We start from the raw sequence: 17,150 nt of genomic DNA on the forward strand, positions 1-17,150 counted from the left end.
CCACAGGAGTATCAACATGGCTCATGCACTCTCCAGAATGGCTCTGATGACCGCCGTCACGCTGGGCACCTTCACGGCCGCCAACATGGCACAGGCTGGTGAGGCGGCCTGCGAGTGGGCACCTGAACGTGCCGTCACATTTATCGTGCCCTGGGGAACCGGAGGCGGCACCGATGCCAATGCGCGACGGCTGGCCAGCCTGCTGGAACAGGAGATGGATGTACCCTTCAACGTGGTCAATCGTACCGGCGGCAATGGCGTGGTCGGCCACACCGCGCTGGCTCGGGCGCGGCCGGATGGTTATACCATCGGTGCCGCCACCATTGAGTTGGCCACCATGCATCATCTGGGGCTGACGCCACTGACCTGGCAGGACGCCACACCGATCGCGCTGGTCGATCAAAACCCTGCCAGTGTTGTGGTGAAAGAGGATGCCCGCTGGGATTCTCTGGAAGCCCTTCTGGAAGAGGCCAGGGAAAACCCCGGTGAGCTGACCGCATCGGGCACCGCCCAGGGCGGTATCTGGCATCTGGCACTGGCCGGCATGTTACAGGCCGAAGGCCTGCCCCCCGATGCCATTCGCTGGGTCCCAAGCCAGGGGGCATCACCGGCAATGCAGGAGCTGATGGCGGGCGGTGTCGATGTTGCCACACCGTCGCTGTCGGAAGCACAGCATCTGGTCGAACAGGATGAACTCAAGGCACTGGCTTACATGAGCGACACGCCCAACTCGAGCCTGCCCGATGTGCCGCTTACCGCTGACGTGCTCGATAGCGGCTGGACGCAAAGTGCCTTCATGACCATAAGCGGTCCCGGGGATCTGCCGGAAGAGATGACCTGCTCTTACGCTCGGGCCATCGAGAAAATTACCAACAGCGATGCCTGGGCCGAATTCAAGGCCAGCCGCGGCAGCGAAGTGGTGTTTGAGGGTCCCGAGCAAACGGCCGAGCTGTTTCGAGAAACCGATCAGCAGCTGGGCGAAGTAATCAACGCCATTGGCCTAGCTCGGTAGTGGCCACTATCGAAGGCATGAGCGACAGGGGCAGACGAGGGGGCAGAACAATGGCACGCACTGATCTGTGGTCCGGGCTTTTGCTCATGCTGTCTGGTGCGCTGATATTCTGGCGCGCCTCGACCTTTCCGAGTATGGCCGGCCTGCCCTATGGGCCTGACCTGTTCCCCTCGATTGCCGCCGGTGGGCTCATGATCTGCGGCGTTTTGTTACTGATTTCGACTCTGCTGATACGACAACGAGCAACCGAAGCGGGAAACGCTGACAGTGATCGTGACGATCATCGCTTGAGCCAGCAGCCGTCGGGAAGCCGCCGAGCCTGCCTGCGGCTCATGGCCCTGATTCTGATTGTGGCCGGGTTCGGCCTGGCCCTTGATCCGCTGGGTTTTCACCTCACCTCCCTGCTTGCCATGACCACCACGGCCCTGCTTTTTGGACTGAATGCGTTACGTGCGCTGTGTCTGTCGGTGCCTCTGACGTTCGGGGTACATCTGCTGTTTTATTCATTGATGAATGTCCCGCTTCCCTGGGGCGTCCTGACACCGCTGGCCTGGTGAATCCGCATGGAACTCGATACGCTTTTTCGCCTCTTTTCACCGCAATCGCTGACCCTGCTGGTGCTCTGCACGCTTTACGGCACCCTTGTCGGTGCCATGCCGGGCCTTACAGCCACCATGGCAGTGGCCCTGCTGGTACCTTTCACCTACTTCATGGATCCGCTGATGGCCATCAGTGCCATCGTGGCCACCACGACCACAGCCATCTTCGCCGGCGATATCCCCGGCGCTTTGCTGCGCATTCCCGGAACACCGGCCTCTGCTGCCTACGTTGAGGACGCCTACCGCCTGTCGAGTACGGGAAAATCGCGCTCGACCCTGCTGGTCTCGCTACTGGCCGCCTCGATCGGAGGCCTTGTCAGTGTCGTTCTTCTGGCTCTGATCGCCCCTCAGCTGGCTCGGGTCGCCATCGGTTTTTCAAGCTATGAGGTGTTCTGGCTGGCCACTCTGGGGTTGAGCTGTGCAGTCATGACCAGCAATGCTTCTGTAATCAAGAGCTTTGCCAGCCTGTTTATCGGACTGTTTATCGCCTCGATCGGCATCGATGTTGCAGTGGGCCATCCCCGGTTCACTTTCGGCTGGTATGAACTCTTTGATGGTGTCAGCTTTATCCCGGCCATTATCGGCCTTTTTGCGCTCAGTGAGATTCTGCGCGCGGTCAGTACCGGCAAGCATCAGCCACCTCCCATCGAGATACATGAGACTCTTTCCAGGGCTTTCAGGGAGGCCTTCGCCACTTTGGCGCGCTATCGTCGCAACGTGGCACGCTCAAGTGTTGCGGGCACTCTGATCGGTGCCCTGCCGGGTGCCGGTGCCGATATTGCGGCCTGGATCTGTTACGCCTTCTCAAGGCGCTTTTCGCGCCATCCCGACCGCTATGGCAAGGGACATATCGAAGGCATCGTCGATGGCGGTTCAGCCAACAATGCCGCCATCGGTGGCGCATGGACACCGGCATTGGTGTTCGGTATTCCGGGCGATAGCGTGACGGCCATCGCCATCGGCATCCTGCTGCTCAATGGGCTGTCACCGGGCCCCCGCATCTTTACCGATAATCCGGAGATCGTTCAGACCCTGTATGGCGCCTTTGCGCTGACCAACCTGCTGATGATCCCGATCGGCATCGCGGTCATCGCGCTTTCAAGCAAAATCGTTCGCATCCCACGCCGCGTACTGATGCCCATCGTGCTGCTCTTCTCGCTGGTAGGTGCCTACGCCATTACCAATTCGGTCGTTGCCGTCTGGATCGTTCTGGTGCTGGGCATTCTGGGCTATGCCATGGAAGCCACCGGGTTTCCACTGGCACCTGCCATTCTCGGCATCGTGCTGGGCGGTATTGTCGAAGAGAACTTCATGACCTCGATGATCAAATCGCAGGGCGATCTGTTCGCCTTTTTTGAGCGGCCCTGGGCGGCAGCACTGGGGACTCTCACTCTGATGGTCTGGATTTTCCTGCTCGGTCGAGCACTTTACGAGGGTTATAAGCGACAGCGAGCCCTCTCCCTCAATACACCCAAGCGAGAGCCTTGATGACTTCCTTCAATCCGACCCGTCAGGCCCTGGAACAGGGCCGCACCGTCAGCGCGCTATGGCTTGAAAGCGCCAGTCCCGAAATTGCCGAGCTGGCTGTACATGCCGGCTGGAAAACCATTCTGGTCGATAATGAACACGGCATTGCCAGTCTTGAACATACGGCGCATCTACTACGCGCCGTGGAGGCCGCCGGTGGTGACGTGGTTTTACGCATTCCTGCCGAGGATCCGGCCTATCTGAAAAGGATACTGGACATGGGAGTGCGCTCGATCATGGTCCCCATGATCAGTTCCGCTTCGCAGGCCCGCGCCATCGTGGATGCCTGTCGCTATCCGCCACAGGGCAATCGCGGCTATGCCGCACCCATCGTGCGTGCCTCCCGCTTTGGCGCCGTGAGCGATTACGCTCGCGTCGCCAATGACAACCTTTTGCTGATCGTACAGATCGAACACATCGATGCCCGTGAAGAAATCGAAGCCATTGCAGCGGTTGAAGGCATCGATATGCTGTTTATCGGCCCCAACGATCTGGCAGGCTCCATGGGCCGACTGGAACAGCTCGAGGATGCTGACGTTCGTCAGACCATCCAGGCCCTGGAAGAGCGCATTACGGCCAGCGGCTGCTGGATGGGCACCATCACGGCACCGACTCGCGGCATTGATACGCTATCAAACGCCGGATACCGCTTTGTGGCCGGTCCAAACGACATCGCCATTATGGCCAACGCCCTGCGCAGCGAGGCCACTCGCTGGCGTGAGTTGTCCGGTGATTTTGACCTGACCTAGAAAAGCCCACGAGCGATGGCGCAACCGGAACCGATAACACGGACAAATATCGGCCGGTTACGCCCGCCCCGGGCCAACCGGCTGCAAAAGCCCCGTGCGATAGGCCACGCGGCGAAAAAGGTCGGGCATGTCGAAGAGGATGCGTCCGGGGCCATGGTTCAGTGCCCGGTAGGCCAGCAGACACAGCGCGCCAATCAGCACCGTCATGACCAGCGGCGTCACGGCCAGCACGCCGTTTTGCAGCGCGCCTTCCACGTAAAGCGTCTCGGGCATGATGATGACCAGCGCAAAGATCAACAGCTTGTGGATGACATAGATCGGCAGGGTGCGCTTTCCGATATGACACAGCAGCCCCATTCGGAAGCGCTCGGTCAGCCACGCGAACAGATCGATGGTGGTCGAGACCATCAAAAGGGCAAGCACCAGCTTTACGCCCGGCGCCTCCATCGCACTCAGCTTCCAGGTCACGCCCAGCGCCATCAGGGTCAACGCCCCGGTGATCAGCAATCGCTTGATGTTGCACTGCACGTAGTGGCGGGCCAGAAAGGGCTGTAAATAACAACCCAGGGCAAAAAAGAAGAAGTAGTCCAGCAGCGAGGCAATGTTCCACCAGCCAGCCGGCAGTAACAGGCTTGAGGCCAAGTGCAACACCACACCCAGGCCGATGCTCAAAACGCCCGGCTGTCTGAAATGCTGCAAAAGCTTGCAGGTCACGAAATAGAGCACCAGCGCGTAGAGATACCAGAGTCCGGTATCTGCACTGAGCAGCTGCACCATCATGCCCAGCGCGGTCTCCGGATGGGCGCCGGCGGCCACGACCTCCACATCGAGCGCCTCGATGACGCGTTCGGTAAACAGCCAGTACAGCCCCACCCACAGGACATAGATCCACAAAAGACTGGCCACTCGACTGGTGCGCACCTCGCCCCAGCCACGCCCGGTCACCGAGCGGCTGGCCAGAAACCCGGAAATGAGAAAGAAAAGCGGCATGCGCAGCGGCTTGAGCGCCGTGACGACCAGGTTCCAGAGGGTGGGTATCACCGTCTGACCGAAATCGATCTGCTGAAGCACGATCTGATTGAAGTGATACAGCACGACCGCAAGGATACAGACGCCCTTGGCGGCATCGATCCAGTCGATCCGGCGGGTACTGGGCATGCAGACTCCCGATTCTTTTTAATTAGAACTTAAATAATCAGAAGCATTATGAGGGACTGAAATAACTAATCCATGGCACGCAAAAAGACTACATCTATAGCAACAAAAAATTACTCATCTTTTGCATGGGCTGGCGGCGGCCGGCCATGCTCCTGACACCTTTGTCCAGCAGGCACCGTCGGGGGAGACGGTTATGCTGACAGGCTACTGACGGGTCATGTCTTTTTGATGACGGCCCATCTGTCTCGTATCAACCGGGAGCCCCCATGGCACACGACATCACCCTTTCGCTGGCGCAGGCCGAGACGTTGAGCCGGCGCATCCTGCATCACGCAGGCTTTGGCGCCGGCCACGTCGAAGCGATCACGAAAAGCGTGGTGGCCGCCCAGCGTGACGAGTGCCACTCCCACGGGCTGTATCGCCTGCTGGGCATCGTGGAGACGGCGAACATGGGCGGGCTGGACCCGCAGGCCGTGCCCGAGGTGATCGATCAGGCCCCCGGCATCGTGCGGGTGGATGCCCGCTACGGCAGCTCGCTGCTGGCGTTCGAGCAGGGCCTGGCACCGTTGAAAGAGAAGGCCGAGCGCAACGGCATCGCGGTGCTGGCCATTAACCACTGTTTTCACTTCTCGGCGCTGTGGTCCGAGGTGGAAGCACTATCAGCAATGGGGCTGGCAGGCCTGGCGATGAACCCGACCCACGCCTTTGTGGCCCCGGCCGGCGGGGTGCGCGCGCTGCTGGGCACCAACCCGTTTGCGTTTTCCTGGCCGCGCCCGGGCGGCACCCCCTACACCTTTGACTTTGCCACCAGCGTGGTGGCCCGCGGCGAGATCGAGCTGCATCGTCGCGCGGGCGAGTCGATACCCGAGAGCTGGGCGCTGGATAATCAGGGCCAGCCCACCACGGACCCGGCAACCGCGCTGGATGGGGCCATGCTGACCTTTGGCGGCCACAAGGGCTCGGCGCTGTCGACCATGATCGAGCTGCTGGCCGGGCCATTGATCGGTGACGCCCTGAGCCATGAGACCCAGGCCGCCAACGAAGAAGGCACCGGCCGGCCCTGTCACGGCGAGCTGGTGATCGCGCTGTCGCCAAAGGCGTTTCTGGGTGAGCAAAGCGAGGCCGGGCTTTCACACGCCGAGCGGCTGTTCGAGGAGATGCTGGGACAGGGCGCGCGGCTGCCCTCAAAACGGCGCTTCGAGGCGCGAGCGCGCAGTCTGGAAGCAGGCGTGTCGATCCCGGCGGCGCTCTACCGGGATCTGGTCGCGTTGAGCGGCGAAGGGGGCAGGCCGGACTAGCCCAGCAGCGAGCGCAGCCCGGCAATCGCACTCTGGCCGCGCTCGTGTTTCTTCTCGGGTTCTTCCTTGTCGGCGCGGCCGTACCACTCGAGATCGTCCGGCGGCAGCTCATCGAGAAAGCGACTCGGCGCGCAGTTCATCATCTCGCCGAACTGCTTGCGCTGCTGGGCCAGCGACAGGGTCAGGGTCTGGCGTGCGCGGGTGATGCCCACATAGGCCAGACGGCGCTCCTCCTCGATGGTATCCATCTCGATCGAGTTGCGGTGCGGCAGCAGCTCCTCCTCCACGCCCATCACGTAGACGTGCGGAAACTCGAGCCCCTTGGAGGCGTGCAGGGTCAGAAGCTGCACCTTGTCGGTGTCATCTTCCTGAGCCTGCTGATCGAGAATATCGCGCAGCACCAGCCGCGAAATGGCGGCTTCGACGTCATCGGTCTCCTCAGCGACGTCATCACCTTCCTCGGTGTCGCGATGCATCGACTTTTCGAGCTGGTCGATCAGGATGTGGACGTTGCCCATGCGCTTTTCGGCGACGATCGGCGCGCTGGCGTTTTGATAGAGCCAGGCCTCGTAGTCCATCTCGGCAAACATCTGCCGGATCGCGGCGATGGCATCGCCCTCATCCATGCGCCGGCGAATGCCATCGAGAAAGTGATTAAAGCGCCCCAGCCGGTCCACGGCGCGCTCGGAGAGCACATGCGAAAGCCCCATCTCGCTGCAGGCAGCAAAAAGACTCACCTTGCGCTCCTGGGCGTAGTTGGCGAGTTTTTCCAGCGTGTTGGGGCCGATCTCGCGGCGCGGTACGTTGACGATGCGCAAAAAGGCGTTGTCATCGGCCGGATTGATCAAAAGGCGCAGGTAGGCCATGGCGTCCTTGATCTCATTGCGCGAGAAAAAGGAGGTGCCGCCGGAGAGCTTGTAGGGGATCTGGTGGTGCTGAAGCTTGAGCTCCAGAAGCCTTGCCTGAAAGTTGCCACGATAGAGCACGGCAAAATCACGCCACTGGGCACTTTCCTTGATGCGCCGGGTGAGGATCTCGGTGGCGACCCGCTCGGTCTCGGCCTCTTCGTTGCGATTGACGATGATGCGAATCGGCTCGCCGCGGCCCTTGTCCGACCACAGCGTCTTTTCATAGACGTGGGGGTTGTTGGCAATCAGGGTGTTGGCGGCCTTGAGGATGATCGAGGTCGAGCGGTAGTTCTGCTCCAGCTTGATCACGTTGAGCCTGGGGAAGTCCTCGCCAAGCTGGACCAGGTTCTCCGGGCGCGCGCCGCGCCAGGCGTAGATCGACTGGTCGTCGTCACCCACCACGGTAAAGGTCTCGCGCTCGGCCATCAGCATGCGCACCAGCTGATACTGGCTCGAGTTGGTGTCCTGATACTCATCCACCAGCATGTAGTGAATGCGGCCCCGCCAGCGCTGCAGCACCTCCGGATGACGCTCGAACATCGTCGCCGGCAGCATGATCAGGTCATCGAAATCGACCGCGTTGTAGGCTTTCAGGTGGCGCACGTAGTGCTCGTAGATGCGCGCGCAGTAGGCATCATCCTCGGTCTCGGCGTGGGACAGCGCATGTCCCGGCAGGATCAGATCGTTTTTCCAGCTCGATATCCGGCTTTGCACCTTATTGATCTGATCGCCGTCAATCTGGGCATCCTTTTGCATCAGATCGCGCAGCAGCGCTTTCGCATCCTCCGGATCAAACAGCGAAAAGCCCGGGCGCAGGCCCAGCGTTTTCAGCTCCGAGCGGATGATGGTCAGCCCCAGGGTGTGAAAGGTCGATACCGTCAGGCCGTGACCGCTGCGACCGGGCAGCAGCGCCTGGACGCGCTCTTTCATCTCGCGGGCGGCCTTGTTGGTAAAGGTCACCGCCGCAATGCGCCGGGCACTCATGCCGCACTCGTGGACCAGATACGCGATCTTGGTGGTGATCACGCTGGTTTTGCCGGACCCGGCGCCGGCGAGCACCAGACAGGGGCCGTCGATGTATTTGACGGCCTCGCGCTGACGCGGATTGAGGCCGCTGATGCGATTGCGAATATCGGACATGGGGACAACCTGATGGAAGGCAGATGACGCGAGCACGTCATGATACATCCTGTGCCCGTTCCTGTGCTGTAATGACAGCGCGCGAATCGGCAGCCGCTCACCGCTTACAGGAGGAAAGCCATGCGTTATCAGAGGTTTGCACCGGCATTCAGGAAACGGCCTTTTCACGCCGCCGCCGGGCTTTTATTCGCGGCTGCCGCCGGGGTCTCCCTGCCGGCAAACGCCGCCTGTCAGCTTCAGGCGATGACGTACGACTATCCCGAACAGCGTCTGGATCAGGCACTGCAGCAGTTTGCCCACACCAGCGGCTGTCCGGTCGAAATGGATAACGCCCTTGTCGAGGGTCACCGGGCGCAGGCGGTTTCCGGGCGGTTTACTCCCGATGCGGCGCTGATTCAGCTGGTGCGCGGCTCGGGGCTTGAGGTCCATCTCGATGACGGCCACTACCGGGTCAGCCAGAGCGACCGGGAGCATATCGACAGTCGCATCGAGACGTTTCGCTACCGTATCGGCAGCGCCCGGGGCGACGGGACGCTTGATCCACACAATGCCGACGCCCTCATGACCCAGCTCGATGCCATCGAGGCCCAGAGCGATCAGCTGATCACCGAGCAGGGCTTTTTGAGCGCGGCAGAAAAGGCCAGCCATGAGCGCTTCTTTGCCTGGCTGGAAGGGCGCCTGGCGCCGTCGAATCTTTAGGCGCGCCTGCGTTGACGCGTAGCAGCGCATCTTCGCTTACAACAACAGGGGGCGGTAACGATGAAGATACTTCAGGACGACCTGAGCGGCGCGGCGACCATCGCGCTGATTCGTGACCATGTGACGGACCTGGCCGGCCACTCTCCCGAGGAGAGCTGTCACGCGCTGGACCTGGAGGCCCTGCGCGCCCCCGACATCACATTCTGGAGCGTCTGGGAGGACGAAGAACTGGCCGGCTGTGGCGCGCTCAAGGCACTCGATGCCACCCACGGCGAGATCAAGTCGATGCGCACCGCCAGTACCCATCTACGTCGCGGCGTGGCCGCCAAACTGCTCGATCACATCATCCGTGACGCCGGCGCCCGCGGTTTCCAGAGACTGAGCCTTGAAACCGGCCCGCATGACCTTTTTGCCCCGGCGCGCAGCCTCTATGCCCGTTTCGGCTTCGAGACCTGCCCGCCGTTCGGCCTTTATCGAGAAGACCCCTACAGCGTGTTCATGACGAAATCGCTCGACGGCCCGGACTATAGCGCGCCGTCGAAATCGAGCTGTCGCCAGGCTTCATAGACCAGCACCGCACAGGCGTTGGAGAGGTTGAGACTGCGACTGTCAGGGCGCATGGGAATGCGCAGGCGCTGATCTTCCGGCAGACCATCGATCAGGGTCTGCGGCAGGCCGCGGCTTTCCGGGCCGAACAGCAGCGCATCGCCGGTGTGATAGGCCACATGGTCATGGCGGGTGCGTCCGCGGGTGGTCACGGCCAGCACGCGCGTCGGCGAAACCGCGGCCATGAAGGCCGCAAGGGAGGCATGCACCTGAACGCGAGCCCACTCGTGATAATCAAGCCCCGCGCGGCGCAGGCGCTTGTCATCAAGTTCAAAGCCGAGCGGTTCGATCAGATGCAGGCGAAAGCCGGTATTGGCACACAGTCGGATGATGTTGCCGGTGTTGGGGGCAATTTCCGGCTCGAACAGGGCGATGTCCAGCATGGCGGGGCTTGTCTCTACTTCTCAGGGTCAAATGCCGCGACGCTCGGACGCTGCATATTGACGCTTGGTTTTGCAGGTCCCAACGCAAGCGGGCCCGGCACAAAGGCCGGGCCCGCTCGGGTCAGGCGTTCGCCGGTTTAGAAACCAACGGAGACACCCAGTTCCGGACCGCTGAACAGCGTCTTGTTGCTGTGATCGTCGAAATCGGTGCGGTAGTAGCGATAGCCCACAAAGCCGTAGGTGTTGGCCACGAGCGTGGCACGGGCGCGGGCGCCGTACTCGTAGCTCTTGTCGACATCGCCATGGCTCAACCCGGTGGGCGTGACGAAACCGTAGCCGCCGACGCTGACGCGCGGGATCGGGGTATCCACATAAGCCGAGCCGCCCAGGCCCAGACCGCCGCCGTTGCCGTAGTGGGAGTCCAGATACTGATAGCGACCGCCCAGCGAGATATCGATGCCCGGCACATAGGGCGAGAACATCAGCTGACCGCTGTAGGTCTTGGTGTTGTCGCCGCTGCGATCGGTGTTGCTGTAGCCGGCACCCGCGCTCCAGCCCGGCAGCAGGGACTGGTTGATTTGAACGCTGTGGGTGTCATTGCCGCCGCTGGCCGAGACGCTCAGGGCCGAGGCGTTCAGGCTTGAAAGGGCAAGGCCCGTCCCCAGTACCGAGATGATGATCTTTTTCATTTTAAAGGTCCTTGGCTTGCCGTCCCCTTGCCGGGGACATGCACTGTCAGAGAGGCATCCGTTCGCCTGCGGGAATACAGACCGGTGTGCTCCGGTGCATTGTGCCATCATGATGATAGGGATCGACATAATGTCATCTTTTTTATTAAGGCCACCTTACCACCGTCTGAAGCAGCGCCCTATACGCCGTAACGCGCGCGGTAGTCGTGGATGGCGCGGGCATGCGGGGCCAGCGTATCGTCGGCCCGGGTCTCGAGATACTCAAGGATACCCTCAAGCGTGACGATAGGAACGACCGGAATACCGTAGCGGCGACGAACGTCCTCGATGGCGCTGATATCGCCCTGGCCGCGCTCCTGGCGATCAAGGGCCACGACCACGCCGGCCGCCGTCGCGCCGGCCGCCTCGATCAGGGCCATGGACTCTCCGATGGCCGTGCCGGCGGTGATGACGTCATCGATGATCAGCACGCGGCCCGATAACGGCGCACCGACCAGCGAGCCGCCTTCGCCGTGGTCCTTGGCCTCCTTGCGATTGAACGACCAGGGCAGATTGCGGTCATGATGAGTGGCCATGGCAATGGCCGTACTCGATGCCAGCGGGATGCCCTTGTAGGCCGGACCGAACAGAAGATCGAACTCCAGTCCGGCGCGTTGAATGGCACCGGCATAGCAACGCCCCAGCATGGCCAGTGCCGCCCCGCTGTGGAAAAGGCCGGCATTGAAGAAATAGGGACTGACGCGCCCCGACTTCAGAGTGAACTCGCCAAAGCGGAGCGCCTGCTCACGGATGGCAAATTCGATGAATTCTCGCTGCTCGTCCAACATGTCGTACCCTTTTCTTGTACCGGCTCTTTACCCAAACCTGTCAGGCTCGGGTATCATACACGCGCGAAAAACAAGGGACCATGTATGAAAATCGCCAGTATCAACGTCAATGGCATGCGCCGGGCCGTCGAGCGGGGCTTTCTCGACTGGTTGAAAGCGCAGGATGCCGACATCGTCTGCGTGCAGAACTTAAAGACCAAAAGCTTCGAGCTGGACGACTCGATCCTCTACCCCGAGGGCTATGAAGGCTATTTTCTGGATGCCGAACAGGACGACTTTGCCGGCGTAGGCATCTACTGCCGCAAGATCCCCAAGGCAATCATGTATGGTCTGGGCTTTGAGCAGTGCGACAACGAAGGTCGTTTTCTGCAGGCCGACTACGAGCGCTTCAGCGTGGCCTCCTTTCTGATGCCGGAAGACCCCCACGCCAAGCAGCGCTTTATCGCGCAGTACAGCGACTATCTCAGCAAGCTGCGCCGCAAGCGTCGCCAGTACATCATCGCCGGCAGCTGGTATATCGCCCACAAGACCGTCGATCTCGATCACTGGTCCGAGCACCAGAGTACGCCCGGGTTTCGCCCCGAAGAGCGCGCCTTCATGGATCAGGTTTTCGGCCCGATGGACTTTGTCGATACCTTCCGCGAGGTCGAGCGCAACGCCGGTCATCACACCTGGTGGGAAAAGCCCGACAGCGACGTCCCGCGCAAGCGTCAGGACGGCTGGCGCATGGACTATCAGATCACGGGGCCTGATATCGCCCGCACGGTCAAAAGCGCCTGGATCGATCGTGATGCCGACTTCAGCGAGTTCGCGCCGCTGATCATCGAGTACGATCTGGAACTTTAAGCCCCGGCATCGGTGACGGCCCGGCCATCATCGATCGCCGTTCGGCCATTGATCGCCATCGCCTGGTGGTCCCTTCGCGCAACACGGCGCCGGAAGCTTTCGCTTTCGGCGCCGTGTCGTTATGCGGCAAACGCGTCTGATCAGCTGACCATGCCCGGGCGTTTAACTGACCATGCCCAGCGTCTCGCGCTGACGCGCAAAGAGCTGCTCGCAGCCGGCTTCGGCCATGTCCATCATGGCGTTGAGTTCACTACGCGAAAACGACTTCTGCTCGGCGGTGCCCTGAACCTCGATGATGCCGCCATCGGCGGTCATGACCACGTTCATGTCGGTCTCGGCGCGCGAGTCCTCGGCGTAGTCCAGATCCGTCACCGCCTGCCCCTTGTAGATGCCCACCGAGACGGCGCTGACCAGCTGCTTGAGCGGATCAGTGGTGATCTGCTTTTTGCGCTGCAGCGACTGGATCGCATCGACCAGCGCCACGCAGCCACCGGTAATGGCGGCGGTACGCGTGCCGCCATCGGCCTGAAGCACGTCACAGTCGATGGTGATGGTGAATTCCCCGAGCTTTTTCAGATCGATCGCCGCACGCAGGCTGCGCCCGATCAGGCGCTGAATCTCGATGGTGCGCCCGCCCTGCTTGCCCCGCGCCGCTTCCCGGCCGCTGCGGGTATGGGTCGCGCGCGGCAGCATGCCGTACTCGGCCGTGATCCAGCCCTGCCCCTTGCCGCGCAGCCAGCGCGGCACGCCGGTTTCAACGCTTGCCGTGCACAGCACCTGGGTATCGCCGAAGGCGACCAGCACCGAGCCTTCGGCGTGCTTCGTGTAGCCACGGGTCAGGGTAATTTCACGGGTTGCCTCGGGGGCACGTCCACTGGGTCGCATGACACTCTCTCTACTGGTAAAAATGAAGGCACAAACCAAAAGGCGGGCCGGGCATCTTACACGCCTGCCTGCGCAATGAACGAATCGTTTAGACTGATCCCCTTCACCTCTGATGCAAGGATGACCCATGGCACGCAGCATGACCGCCTTCACCCGCCAGACGCTGGACGCCGACTGGGGCAGCCTTGCGCTGGAGTTGCGCTCGGTCAATCAGCGCTATCTCGATGTGCACTTTCGCCTGCCCGAGTCGCTGCGCGACCTTGAAGCGCCGTTTCGCGACAGCCTGCGCGGCACACTCTCGCGCGGCAAGGTCGAGTGCTCGCTGCGCTTTGAGCGCGCCCGGGGCAGCGGTGACGGCCTGGACATCAACGTCGAACACCTCGAAGTGCTGATGGAGACCCTGACGCGTCTGCGCCGCCACGCCCCGGAAGCCTCGATGCCGAGCCTGCTGGAGCTGCTCGACCACCCCGGCATCTCCCGCGGCGGCGAAATCGACATGGACGCCGTACGCGCCGCCGCCCTCCAGCTGATGCGCCAGGCGCTTGATGACCTGAACGCCGGCCGCGAGCGTGAAGGCGAGCAGCTCTGCGCGCTGATCCGCGAGCGCCTGACCGGCATTCGCGCCCAGGTCGCGGAAGTGCGCGCCCACCTGCCGGCCGTGCTGGAGCGCCAGCGCAGCCAGATTCTGGAACGTCTGGAGAGCGTCAAGGCCGAGCTCGATCCCAACCGGCTGGAAGCAGAGATGGCCCTGATGGCGCAAAAGGCCGATGTCGCCGAGGAACTTGACCGACTTGAAACGCACGTCGGCGAGGTCGAGCGACAGCTCAATCAAAAGGGCCCGATCGGCCGGCGGCTGGATTTTTTGATGCAGGAACTCAACCGCGAAGCCAATACGCTTTCCTCCAAGGCCGCGGTCACCGACACCACCCGCTGCGCGGTGGAGCTCAAGGTGCTGATCGAGCAGATGCGCGAGCAGATTCAAAATATCGAGTAGGGTCTATCAAAAGCCACAACGACACATAAATCCATTGTTTTTAAAATATTTTTATCGAAAAGCAGTCCACTGATGTCTATCAACATCTGTCAAAATCCATATCCTTTTGGGTAGTAAAGTGGGGAGTAAAATCGTTGCCTCCCCACTTTTTGCCGTTTATCATCGAAAGTACTCCCCACTGCTTGCCGATTCTGTAACGCCCACAGTGAGTTAGCTGCCGATCTATTCAAGGGAGCAGGATAGACAAACGCTCTGCTTTGGCAGGGCTGAATCGTTCGGGGATCCAGAGAGACCATTCTCTATCCGTTTTCACTCAGAAGAGAAAAGAGCCATGGGAAGCCTCAATGCCAGAAAGGTGCAGGCCCTTATCAAGGGAGGAGAAGCCGGACGGTACAGCGACGGTGACGGTCTGTACCTCATGGTGCCGCAAAAGGGCGCTCCATACTGGATGTTGAGGTACACGCTATTGGGTAAACGCCGGGAAATGACGCTGGGCAAACATGCGCATCTCTCTCTTGCAGAAGCCCGAGCCAAAGCTCAGGACCATCAGAAGCTGGTTCAGGATGGCGTTGACCCCATCGAAGCGCGCAAGCAGGAACAGCAGGTTTCGATAAGGACCGTCGATGACTTGTTTGCAGACTGGTATCCGGATCTTGAGAAGCGTCTCAAGCATCCCAGAATCCCATACCGTATTTATCACAAGGAAGTGGCCCCCAGTCTCGGCAAACGCGAGCTGGACACCGTGACGCCCATGGAGGTAAGGGGCATCATCAGGAAAGTGGCGCAAAGCGGCCGACCAACGATCGCCAACGATACATTAATGTATCTAAAGCAGTTATTTAACCACGCCATCAAACTGGGGCTTGTCACCTATAACCCGGCGACGGCCTTCAACGTCAATGATGCCGGCGGTGTAGAAAAAAGCCGTAGCCGAGCCCTGACCCCGGACGAGATCAACACAGCCTTCAGCGTATTTCGAGACAACAGCGCAAGCTTCAGTAGAGAGAACTACCTCGCCTGCGCGCTTCTGCTGGTACTGGGAACACGAAAGACCGAGCTGACCGAGGCCAGATGGAAAGAATTCGATCTGGCCAACAGCCAATGGACACTGCCCGGGGAGCGCAGCAAGTCCGGCACTGGAATCAGGATACCGCTTCCCCCTCAGGCCATCGGCTGGCTGGAGGAGCTCAAGATACGGGCCTGCGGCTCAGAGTTCGTATTCCCCAGCCGACGGGGCAACAGATCGCCTCACATGGGCAAGGACACGCTGAATCGTGCTATCGCCAAGCTGTTTGGCAGCGAGCCCGGCAAGAAGCAACAGCCAGAGAACCGAATGGGGGATCTGGAACCCTTCACCGTGCATGATCTTCGTCGCACCTGTCGAAGCCTGCTGGCTGCCATGGGCACCCCGGCACATGTGGCAGAGCGCTGCCTGAATCATAAGATCAAGGGCGTTGAAGGCATCTATGACCGGTACGATTATTTCCAAGAACGGCAAGAAGCGATGGCTAAAGTTGCCAACCTTGTTGCACCCGCAATCATCACTGACGTACCTACTCACCACTTTTCGTCGTAAGCTTTTCTGATAATTCGTTCAAGAGTCTGGTAGATTTTTTCTTCTCTATCCTTCGCCAAACTATCCAATTTTTTTTTGATTCACTGCTGATATACGTATTCAACGGCGATCTCTCGGATTGTTTTTTCCGATATTCCCTTTGATCCCAAGCTTTTTTGAGCTTCAAAACAAAAAGCTCCTTTGTTCCGGCTTCAGCCTCCCAATAATCCAAAACAGCAAAAACACAGTAGTAAGCCTGCTCGCTATTCAAAGGACGAAGTGACCAAAACATTTTGTTGAGCCAATGCTTTTCAAACTTTATCTTCATGTAATCCCAAGCCCAATCGCATTGCTCTTTTTTCTTGATTTTTAGCCAAGCGAGCTTTGTTTTTTCTCTCTTTTTTTGCTCCCATTCTTTTTTCAAATTATTTATCACATTATTTTTTGTGGCAGAAAACTCATTCCAATTATCAAAAAACTCCACTACTTTTTGATAACTATCATTGATGTCAAAATAACCCTCCACACTAACAATATTGTCGAAGAAAGTAGTATGTGCATTTGTTTTTGGCAGATCATCTTGTGGATTCATACAGGACATAATTTTTATCTGATCATCAGTGGCCCATTTCAGAACACACCAAACAAAATTACAAATACGCTTCTCATCTTTTATCCAAGAAAAATCTTCTTCTGATAAAAGCTTTGCTTTTCTGGCATCTATTAAACCAAGAATAACATTTGATTTATTATCCTCTGGCAAGCTTTGAAAGTACTTAATCATGCCGCTATAAGAAGAATCAATACCTTGACCACGAGCTATTTTCTGTCTTAAAGCATGTGCATAAAAATCACGATATCTATCATTTTTAAGCGCCAGCTCCTTAAAATAAGGAAACCCCACATCTACAGGCATGTCATCTCCAAAATTTTACACATAAAGAAAGAACTACGTAACTCTACCGTAGAGTTATCGGGTTATTCCTGAGTAACTTTAGAGGTATTTTCAACGAGATTTTATAGGGTTTAGGACACAGAAAGAGAAATTGGAACCGCTCCAAACCTGATCCAGCTTGCTCTTCTAGCCATCCTCAAGCCTTTTGTATCGTTCTGGCTGATGACTTATGAATGCTCAGTCAGCGCCACCCAAATTAGTTTGAGCACGGCCGGTATGCCTAGCCCCATAAACTGAGGACCGACACAGATCAGTATTTGAGAAGATATTTCTGAAAAGAATGAAAGCTTTATGAGCGCTCATAAAGCTACCAGTCTTTG

The 17,150-nt window shown here is 59.2% G+C and carries 17 protein-coding genes; 10 read left to right on the forward strand and 7 right to left on the reverse strand.

Annotated features, from left to right (window positions below):
- The first annotated feature begins 16 nt into the window (after positions 1-16).
- Genes ACS92L_RS12785 through ACS92L_RS12800 form a run of 4 tightly spaced genes read left to right on the forward strand, consistent with a single transcriptional unit; the run spans position 17 to position 3,887 of the window.
- On the forward strand, positions 17-1,012 hold the full coding sequence (locus ACS92L_RS12785; protein WP_438765316.1) for a tripartite tricarboxylate transporter substrate binding protein: 996 nt from the start codon (positions 17-19) through the stop codon (positions 1,010-1,012).
- Positions 1,013-1,062: 50 nt separating this feature from the next.
- The gene (locus ACS92L_RS12790; protein ID WP_438765317.1) at positions 1,063-1,569 is read left to right on the forward strand and encodes a tripartite tricarboxylate transporter TctB family protein; all 507 of its coding nucleotides are present in this window, start codon (positions 1,063-1,065) and stop codon (positions 1,567-1,569) included.
- A gap of 6 nt (positions 1,570-1,575) precedes the next feature.
- Positions 1,576-3,099, forward strand: a complete 1,524-nt coding sequence (locus tag ACS92L_RS12795) for a tripartite tricarboxylate transporter permease (protein WP_438765318.1) — start codon at positions 1,576-1,578, stop codon at positions 3,097-3,099.
- On the forward strand, positions 3,099-3,887 hold the full coding sequence (locus ACS92L_RS12800) for an HpcH/HpaI aldolase family protein (RefSeq protein ID WP_438765319.1): 789 nt from the start codon (positions 3,099-3,101) through the stop codon (positions 3,885-3,887). Before ACS92L_RS12795 ends, ACS92L_RS12800 begins: the two co-directional genes overlap by 1 nt.
- 57 nt (positions 3,888-3,944) lie before the next feature.
- Here ACS92L_RS12800 and ACS92L_RS12805 read toward each other — a convergent pair whose 3' ends face one another.
- Positions 3,945-5,045: an acyltransferase family protein gene (locus tag ACS92L_RS12805; RefSeq protein WP_438765320.1), complete on the reverse strand. Its 1,101-nt coding sequence runs from the start codon at positions 5,043-5,045 to the stop codon at positions 3,945-3,947.
- A 266-nt stretch (positions 5,046-5,311) separates the two neighbouring features.
- Here ACS92L_RS12805 and ACS92L_RS12810 point away from each other — a divergent pair, with 266 nt between their 5' ends.
- Positions 5,312-6,343: an Ldh family oxidoreductase gene (locus ACS92L_RS12810; protein WP_438765321.1), complete on the forward strand. Its 1,032-nt coding sequence runs from the start codon at positions 5,312-5,314 to the stop codon at positions 6,341-6,343.
- On the opposite strand, the gene rep is transcribed toward ACS92L_RS12810, so the two are convergent.
- Positions 6,340-8,391, reverse strand: coding sequence for a DNA helicase Rep (gene rep / locus ACS92L_RS12815; RefSeq protein ID WP_438765322.1), 2,052 nt, complete (start codon positions 8,389-8,391; stop codon positions 6,340-6,342). The genes ACS92L_RS12810 and rep overlap by 4 nt on opposite strands.
- A gap of 120 nt (positions 8,392-8,511) precedes the next feature.
- On the opposite strand from rep, the gene ACS92L_RS12820 reads away from it, so the two are divergent.
- Together ACS92L_RS12820 and ACS92L_RS12825 are read left to right on the forward strand one after the other, a co-directional pair.
- A complete protein-coding gene (locus tag ACS92L_RS12820) occupies positions 8,512-9,090 on the forward strand; it encodes an STN domain-containing protein (RefSeq protein WP_438765323.1) in 579 nt (192 codons plus the stop codon).
- Positions 9,091-9,150: 60 nt separating this feature from the next.
- A complete protein-coding gene (locus ACS92L_RS12825) occupies positions 9,151-9,657 on the forward strand; it encodes a GNAT family N-acetyltransferase (RefSeq protein ID WP_438765324.1) in 507 nt (168 codons plus the stop codon).
- On the opposite strand, the gene trmL is transcribed toward ACS92L_RS12825, so the two are convergent.
- The 3 genes from trmL to pyrE all read right to left on the reverse strand — a co-directional run bounded on the left by trmL (position 9,615) and on the right by pyrE (position 11,595).
- Positions 9,615-10,079 carry a tRNA (uridine(34)/cytosine(34)/5-carboxymethylaminomethyluridine(34)-2'-O)-methyltransferase TrmL gene (gene trmL, locus ACS92L_RS12830; RefSeq protein WP_438765325.1) on the reverse strand — a complete coding sequence of 155 codons (465 nt, stop codon included), beginning with the start codon at positions 10,077-10,079 and terminating at the stop codon, positions 9,615-9,617. The two genes, ACS92L_RS12825 and trmL, sit on opposite strands and share 43 nt — an antisense overlap.
- 137 nt (positions 10,080-10,216) lie before the next feature.
- A complete protein-coding gene (locus tag ACS92L_RS12835) occupies positions 10,217-10,768 on the reverse strand; it encodes a YfaZ family outer membrane protein (protein WP_438765326.1) in 552 nt (183 codons plus the stop codon).
- A gap of 179 nt (positions 10,769-10,947) precedes the next feature.
- Entirely contained in the window at positions 10,948-11,595 is a 648-nt protein-coding gene (pyrE, locus tag ACS92L_RS12840) for an orotate phosphoribosyltransferase (protein ID WP_438765327.1), read from the reverse strand.
- Positions 11,596-11,679: 84 nt separating this feature from the next.
- Between pyrE and ACS92L_RS12845 the strand changes: the two genes are divergently transcribed.
- Complete coding sequence (locus ACS92L_RS12845; protein ID WP_438765328.1) at positions 11,680-12,441, forward strand: exodeoxyribonuclease III; 762 nt, start codon at positions 11,680-11,682, stop codon at positions 12,439-12,441.
- Positions 12,442-12,603: 162 nt separating this feature from the next.
- Here the strand turns inward: ACS92L_RS12845 and rph are convergent, their stop codons facing one another.
- Complete coding sequence (gene rph / locus ACS92L_RS12850; protein WP_438765329.1) at positions 12,604-13,326, reverse strand: ribonuclease PH; 723 nt, start codon at positions 13,324-13,326, stop codon at positions 12,604-12,606.
- A 127-nt stretch (positions 13,327-13,453) separates the two neighbouring features.
- Between rph and ACS92L_RS12855 the strand changes: the two genes are divergently transcribed.
- Together ACS92L_RS12855 and ACS92L_RS12860 are read left to right on the forward strand one after the other, a co-directional pair.
- A complete protein-coding gene (locus ACS92L_RS12855; protein WP_438765330.1) occupies positions 13,454-14,320 on the forward strand; it encodes a YicC/YloC family endoribonuclease in 867 nt (288 codons plus the stop codon).
- 331 nt (positions 14,321-14,651) lie between these two features.
- Positions 14,652-15,896 carry a tyrosine-type recombinase/integrase gene (locus tag ACS92L_RS12860; RefSeq protein WP_438765331.1) on the forward strand — a complete coding sequence of 415 codons (1,245 nt, stop codon included), beginning with the start codon at positions 14,652-14,654 and terminating at the stop codon, positions 15,894-15,896.
- Here ACS92L_RS12860 and ACS92L_RS12865 read toward each other — a convergent pair.
- Positions 15,874-16,791 carry a hypothetical protein gene (locus ACS92L_RS12865; RefSeq protein ID WP_438765332.1) on the reverse strand — a complete coding sequence of 306 codons (918 nt, stop codon included), beginning with the start codon at positions 16,789-16,791 and terminating at the stop codon, positions 15,874-15,876. The genes ACS92L_RS12860 and ACS92L_RS12865 overlap by 23 nt on opposite strands.
- Positions 16,792-17,150: the final 359 nt, after the last annotated feature.

Origin of the sequence: Kushneria halocnemicola, from assembly GCF_965650455.1 — a bacterium.
Lineage (GTDB): Bacteria > Pseudomonadota > Gammaproteobacteria > Pseudomonadales > Halomonadaceae > Kushneria.